The organism is Acidovorax sp. KPB24-07 (assembly GCF_057543315.1).
Genome location: NZ_BAAJYS010000231.1, coordinates 1 through 5,731 on the forward strand (window position 1 = coordinate 1; position 5,731 = coordinate 5,731).

Here is a 5,731-nt window from a genome sequence, read left to right on the forward strand (position 1 = left end):
CGAGGCCACGCTGGAGATCGAGCTGCCCGCCGGCGTGCCGGCCGCCGCGTTGGACGTGGCCGTTCCGGCGCTGGCGCACCTCTTCGAGAACCTGTCCCTGCCGCCGGAGGGCGCCCAGGCGGCCAAGGCGGTCGGCGACGCCATCGCCTGCAACCTGGATGCGAGCTGCTTCGACGAATACGCCCCCCAGCGCGATGCCGTGGCGCGGATGCTGTTCGTGGACAACGGCAAGGCCTACGTCTGCACCGGCACGCTGCTCAACGACCGCGATGCCACGCGCACGCCGTACTTCCTCAGCGCCAACCACTGCATCGCCTCGCAGACCGTGGCGTCCACCCTGCAGACGGACTGGTTCTTCCGTTCGCAGGCCTGCAACAGCGGCACGCTGTCGCCCCGCTCCACCGCGCGAACGGGCGGCGCGACGCTGCTCTACGCCAGCGCGGACACCGACACGGCCCTGCTGCGGCTGAACGAGGCGCCGCCCCCGGGTGCCGTGTTCGCCGCCTGGGACGCCGGTCCGCAAGCCGAATCGGCGGCCGTGGTCGGCATCCACCATCCCCGGGGCGACCTGCAGAAGATCAGCACCGGAAGCATCATGGGCACGCTGGCCTGCACCAACGACACGGACGGCTCCATGCTGTGCGACTCCTCCACGGACGCCTCGGCCGGCTACTACGACGTTGGGTTCGACCGCGGCACGGTGGAGGACGGCAGCAGCGGATCGGCCATCTTCCATGGCGGCCGCGTGATCGGGACGCTGTATGGGTTCGCCTCCAGCGCCCAATGCTCGGTCGACGACGTGCGGGTGTACGGCCGCTTCGATCTGGCCTACCAGAAGGCGCTCAAGCAGTGGCTGTCGCCCCCGGTGAGCGTGCCGGTGGCCTGGCGGCATCCCGCCCGCGGGTTCGGGGCATCGCACGGGCCGGCGGGCCACTCCGGCGATGGACTCGCGCCGTTCTGGCGAGAGCGGCTGGCCGCGCGGTAGTGGGCCAGGGAGCGCAACGGGGCCATGACGCGATGCCGCAACGCGGCGATGAAATCACCTGCCGGCAGCCACGGGGCTGTGGCACATTTTGCAATCCGGGGCGGCATGGGACCGCCCCGAACCGATGACAGGAGTTGTTCCATGCAGCTGGTAATGAGGCGAGTTCGATCTTTGGCGGTTCTGGCGGTGGCCTCGGTGCTGGCTGCCTGCGGTGGCGGCAACGGCGGCGAGGCGGTGCAGTCCGCGGCCGCGCCGCAGGCCAGGGCACTGGTCTACAGCGTGGAGTCGCGCGAGCAGCCGGCTTCCGCCGTGCAGGACGTGGCGCGGGTCAAGGACCGCGCGGTCGGCGTGGCCATCGCACCCGCCCGCATCGCCCTCGGGCCGTTGGACCAGTCCAAGGAAGGGGCGGCCAGCGGCTTCGGCCCGCGCCAGGTCGGCAGCCCCCGCAGCATTGCCCAGACGGCCACGGCCAGCGCCACCTCGCAGCAGCTGCAGTGGACACCCACCGCCAGCGGCGGCCAGGTCGCCGCGCTCAGTTTCTCGGCCGACGGCGCGCACGGGCTGCGCCTGGGCGTGCTGGTGCGCCAGCTGCCCGGCAGCGCCGTGCTGCGCGTGTACAGCCAGGCCCGGCCCTCGGCGGTGTTCGAGATCGCCGGCCAGGAAGTGCTGCAGATCATCGAGCGCAACCAGGCGGCGGGCGATACCTCCGACGCCGGCCGCACCTGGTGGACGCCCGACACGGGCGGCGACGAGGCCACGCTGGAGATCGAGTTGCCATCCGGCACGCCCGCGAGCGCGATCGACCTGTCGGTGCCGCGCCTGTCGCACATCTACGACAACCTGTCGCTGCCCACGGCCGAAGAGCTGGAGCAGCAGACCAAGATCAACGAATCCGACGCCTGCAACCTCGATTCGACCTGCTATGACGATTACGCCGCCCAGCGCAACGCCGTGGCACGGATGCTGTTCGTGCGCCCCGACGGCAAGACGTACGTGTGCTCGGGCACGCTGCTGAACGACCGAGACGGCACCGGCACGCCCTACTTCATCTCGGCCAATCACTGCATCTCCACGCAGACCGTGGCGTCCACCCTGCGCACCGACTGGTTCTACCGCTCCCCCAGCTGCAACAGCCGTACGCTGTCGTCCGCCACCACGGCGCGCACCGGCGGCGCCACGCTGCTGTACGCGACGGACAGCAGCGACACGTCGTTCCTGCGCCTGAACGAGGCCCCGCCCGCCGGCGCCGTGTTCGCCGCATGGAACGCCAATCCCCAGGGGCTGGGCGGCGCCATCGCGGGCATCCACCATCCCCGCGGCGACCTGCAGAAGATCAGCTTCGGCAACCTGGCATCCCTGACCGCGTGCACGTCCATCAGCGACACCAACTTCACGTGCAGCGGCACCAGCGGCAACTTCTACCGGGTGACGTGGAGCCAGGGCACGACCGAGGGCGGCAGCAGCGGCTCTGGCATCTTCTCCGGCGGCGCGCTGATCGGCACGCTCTACGGCGGCAGCGCCGTGCGCACCAACAAGGCCTCGTCGGACTACTACGGCCGCTTCGACGTGGCGTACAACGCGTCCATCAAGAACTGGTTGTCGCCGGCCACCAGCGCCAGCGGCCGCACCGCCGTGTATCGCTTCTTCAACAGCAGCACGGGCGCGCACTTCTTCACGGCGAGCGCGGGCGAGCGCGACTTCGTGATCAACACCTACCCGGCCTTCGCCTACGAAGGCGTGGCCTTCTACGCCTACGGCGGCGCCACTGCCGGCCAGAGCGCTGTGTACCGCTTCTTCAACAAGAGCAACGGCGCGCACTTCTACACCATCGATGCGGGCGAACGCGACTTCGTGCGGGCCACCTACCCGTCGTTCGAGTACGAGGGCCCGATCTGGTATGCCCAGACCGGCGCCGGCAACGGCTCGACCGCGATGTACCGTTTCTTCAACAAGAGCAACGGCACGCACTTCTACACCATCAGCCAGGGAGAGCGCGACTTCGTGCAGGCCACCTATCCGGTGTACCAATACGAAGGCCCCGTGTACTACGCCTGGACTTCCAACTGATCCGCAACGCATGAGCATCCAGACCGACGACTTCGCCCCCGCACCCGCCAAACGCGTGATCTCCGCCGCGCCGGCCTCCCCGCAGGAGGAAGCGCTGGAGCGGGCGCTGCGCCCCAAGCTGCTGCAGGAGTACGTCGGTCAGGCCAAGGCGCGCGAGCAGCTGGAGATCTTCATCGGCGCGGCGCGCAAGCGCGGCGAGGCGCTGGACCACGTGCTGCTGTTCGGGCCCCCGGGCCTGGGCAAGACCACGCTCAGCCACATCATTGCCGCCGAGCTGGGCGTGAACCTGCGCCAGACCTCCGGGCCCGTGCTGGAAAAGCCCAAGGACCTGGCCGCGCTGCTGACCAACCTGGAGCGCAACGACGTCCTGTTCATCGACGAGATCCACCGGCTCTCGCCTGTGGTGGAGGAAATCCTCTACCCCGCGCTGGAGGACTACCAGATCGACATCATGATCGGCGAGGGGCCCGCGGCGCGCAGCATCAAGCTGGACCTGCAGCCCTTCACCCTGGTGGGGGCGACCACCCGCGCCGGCATGCTCACCAACCCTCTGCGCGACCGCTTCGGCATCGTCGCGCGGCTGGAGTTCTACACCCCCGAGGAACTCTCGCGCATCGTCATGCGCAGCGCCGGGCTGCTCAACACGCCGATCCAGCCGGACGGGGGCTTCGAGATCGCGCGCCGATCGCGCGGCACGCCGCGCATCGCCAACCGCCTGCTGCGCCGGGTGCGCGACTACGCCGACGTGAAGGGCACGGGCCAGATCACGCTCGATATCGCCCAGCGCGCGCTCACCATGCTCGACGTGGACCCCCAGGGCTTCGACGTGATGGACCGCAAGCTGCTCGAGGCCGTGATCCACCGTTTCGACGGCGGTCCCGTGGGGCTGGACAACATCGCCGCGAGCATCGGCGAGGAGTCCGGCACCATCGAGGACGTGATCGAGCCCTACCTGATCCAGCAGGGCTACCTGCAGCGCACGCCGCGCGGGCGCGTGGCCACCCTGGCGGCCTATCGCCACCTGGGCGTGGCGCCGTCCCGCAACCCTGCCGACCTGTTCGGCGGGCCGCCTTCGGCGGCTTGACCCATCGCTTCCGGACGCCTTGTCCGAACGCTCCTGCGGCTTCATCGCAGCAGCCAGATACGCGTCGGGGATCGACGCGCGTTGCATTCTCGACGCCCCGTGAATTCTCGCTTGTCGCCCTGCGATTTCTGGTGTTTACTCCCTCTATCCGCCTTCGCTGCGAGATCGTCAAAAAGCATCGCTGCCAGGTGCGGATATTGATCGACAAACCTTTTTTTGGGAGAGGGATACTCACATGGATCCGATTCTGGGCCAGATCATTCTTTGGGCCGTGCCATGGGTTCCGCAGGGCTGGGCTCTGTGCGACGGCACACTGCTGTCAATCAATCAGAACCAGGCGCTCTACTCGCTGCTGGGCACCCGCTACGGTGGCGATGGCGTCAATACCTTCGGCTTGCCCGATCTGCGCAACCGGGTTCCGCTCGGTTCCCAGAACATGGTGACCATCGGCGGTACGAGCGGTGCCGCCACCGCGTCCACCAACGCCATCGGCGCTGCGATCCTGTCGCTCGCCAACCTGCCGGCCCACACCCATGGCGTGACGGTGGCCGCGGGCGGAACGGCCGCAGTGTCCATTCCCGCCGACGACACCACGGGCGACAACAACGTTCCTGGGCCGACTCTGATCGCCGGGAAGGCAACGGCGGGCAACAACACCGCCAAGGTGTACAGCTCCAAGTCCGCCACCACGACGCTCAAGCCCTTCGACGCACCCTTGACCCTGCCCGCCATCTCCACGCAAGCGGCTGGCAGCGCCACGCCCACGCCCGTGCAGATGAACGTGCCCGTCACGGTCAGCACGCTTCAACCCGGCCTCACGCTGAACTTCATCATCGCCGTGAACGGCATCTATCCGTCGCGCCCCTGACCGCGGATGGGCATGCAGGCAGTGGCCTGCCTGCCGCCATGGCCACCTGGGCGCGACAAGCGCTTCGGTGGCGATGGCCGACGAGGCCGGGGCAACCCGGCCTTTTTCTTTCTTGTTGCAGACCGTCGCGCAGGCGCCTGCCGGTGCTTCAGGTCAGGTCAGCGCGCCCCGGGCATCCACCCGGATGATCCGCTCCACCACGCCGTGCGCCAGTCCGCCGCGCACACCGATCAAGAAGTCGTACAGGTTCACCGTCGGATCGCAATGGCCGGGAATGAGCCACAGCATGCGGCCCAGCGAGGGCAGCCGGGCCTTGTTGCCGTCGGCGTAGAGAATGCCGTGCTCGTCGCCGCCGTTGGCATAGCGCAGCGCCCGCTCGGGCGGCAGCATCGCCACGATCGGCAGGCCGGAGTCGATGGCATGGCTCTTGTGGCCGGCATCGCACACCGCATGCGTTTCCTGGCTGGAGATGACCTGGGTCTTGACGAACAGCGCATGCTCGAAGGCCGGCTGGGCCGGCTCGCGTTCGTTGCTGGCGTAGTCCGCGTCCATGAACAGGAACGAGCCCGCCTGCAGTTCGCCGTAGACGCCGCTGGCGGCCTCGTGCACCAGCGTGCCGGTGCCCGCGCCGGTCACCAGCGGCACAGCAAGGCCGGCGGCGGTGATGAGGTCGCGCGTGTGGCGCGCGGCCTCCACCACGGCGGCGATGGCCTCCCGGCGGGCTTGG

At 69.0% G+C, this 5,731-nt stretch carries 5 protein-coding genes; 4 read left to right on the forward strand and 1 reads right to left on the reverse strand.

Annotation, left to right across the window (positions count from 1 at the left end):
- From AC27IQ_RS17985 to AC27IQ_RS18000, 4 genes are all read left to right on the forward strand, one after another.
- On the forward strand, positions 1-985 hold a 985-nt coding region (locus AC27IQ_RS17985), incomplete at its 5' end, for a trypsin-like serine peptidase (protein ID WP_487090270.1).
- A 141-nt stretch (positions 986-1,126) separates the two neighbouring features.
- Positions 1,127-3,052: a trypsin-like peptidase domain-containing protein gene (locus AC27IQ_RS17990; protein ID WP_487090271.1), complete on the forward strand. Its 1,926-nt coding sequence runs from the start codon at positions 1,127-1,129 to the stop codon at positions 3,050-3,052.
- 10 nt (positions 3,053-3,062) lie between these two features.
- A complete protein-coding gene (gene ruvB, locus AC27IQ_RS17995; RefSeq protein WP_272567148.1) occupies positions 3,063-4,136 on the forward strand; it encodes a Holliday junction branch migration DNA helicase RuvB in 1,074 nt (357 codons plus the stop codon).
- 235 nt (positions 4,137-4,371) lie between these two features.
- Positions 4,372-5,004, forward strand: coding sequence for a phage tail protein (locus AC27IQ_RS18000; RefSeq protein ID WP_487090272.1), 633 nt, complete (start codon positions 4,372-4,374; stop codon positions 5,002-5,004).
- A gap of 153 nt (positions 5,005-5,157) precedes the next feature.
- Here the strand turns inward: AC27IQ_RS18000 and AC27IQ_RS18005 are convergent.
- On the reverse strand, positions 5,158-5,731 hold a 574-nt coding region (locus AC27IQ_RS18005), incomplete at its 5' end, for a type III PLP-dependent enzyme domain-containing protein (protein ID WP_487090273.1).

Coding starts and splice junctions, on each gene's coding strand:
- AC27IQ_RS18000 (WP_487090272.1), top strand. CDS start 4,372: ATGGATCCGATTCTGGGCCAGATCATTCTTTGGGCCGTGCCATGGGTT.
- ruvB (WP_272567148.1), top strand. CDS start 3,063: ATGAGCATCCAGACCGACGACTTCGCCCCCGCACCCGCCAAACGCGTG.
- AC27IQ_RS17990 (WP_487090271.1), top strand. CDS start 1,127: ATGCAGCTGGTAATGAGGCGAGTTCGATCTTTGGCGGTTCTGGCGGTG.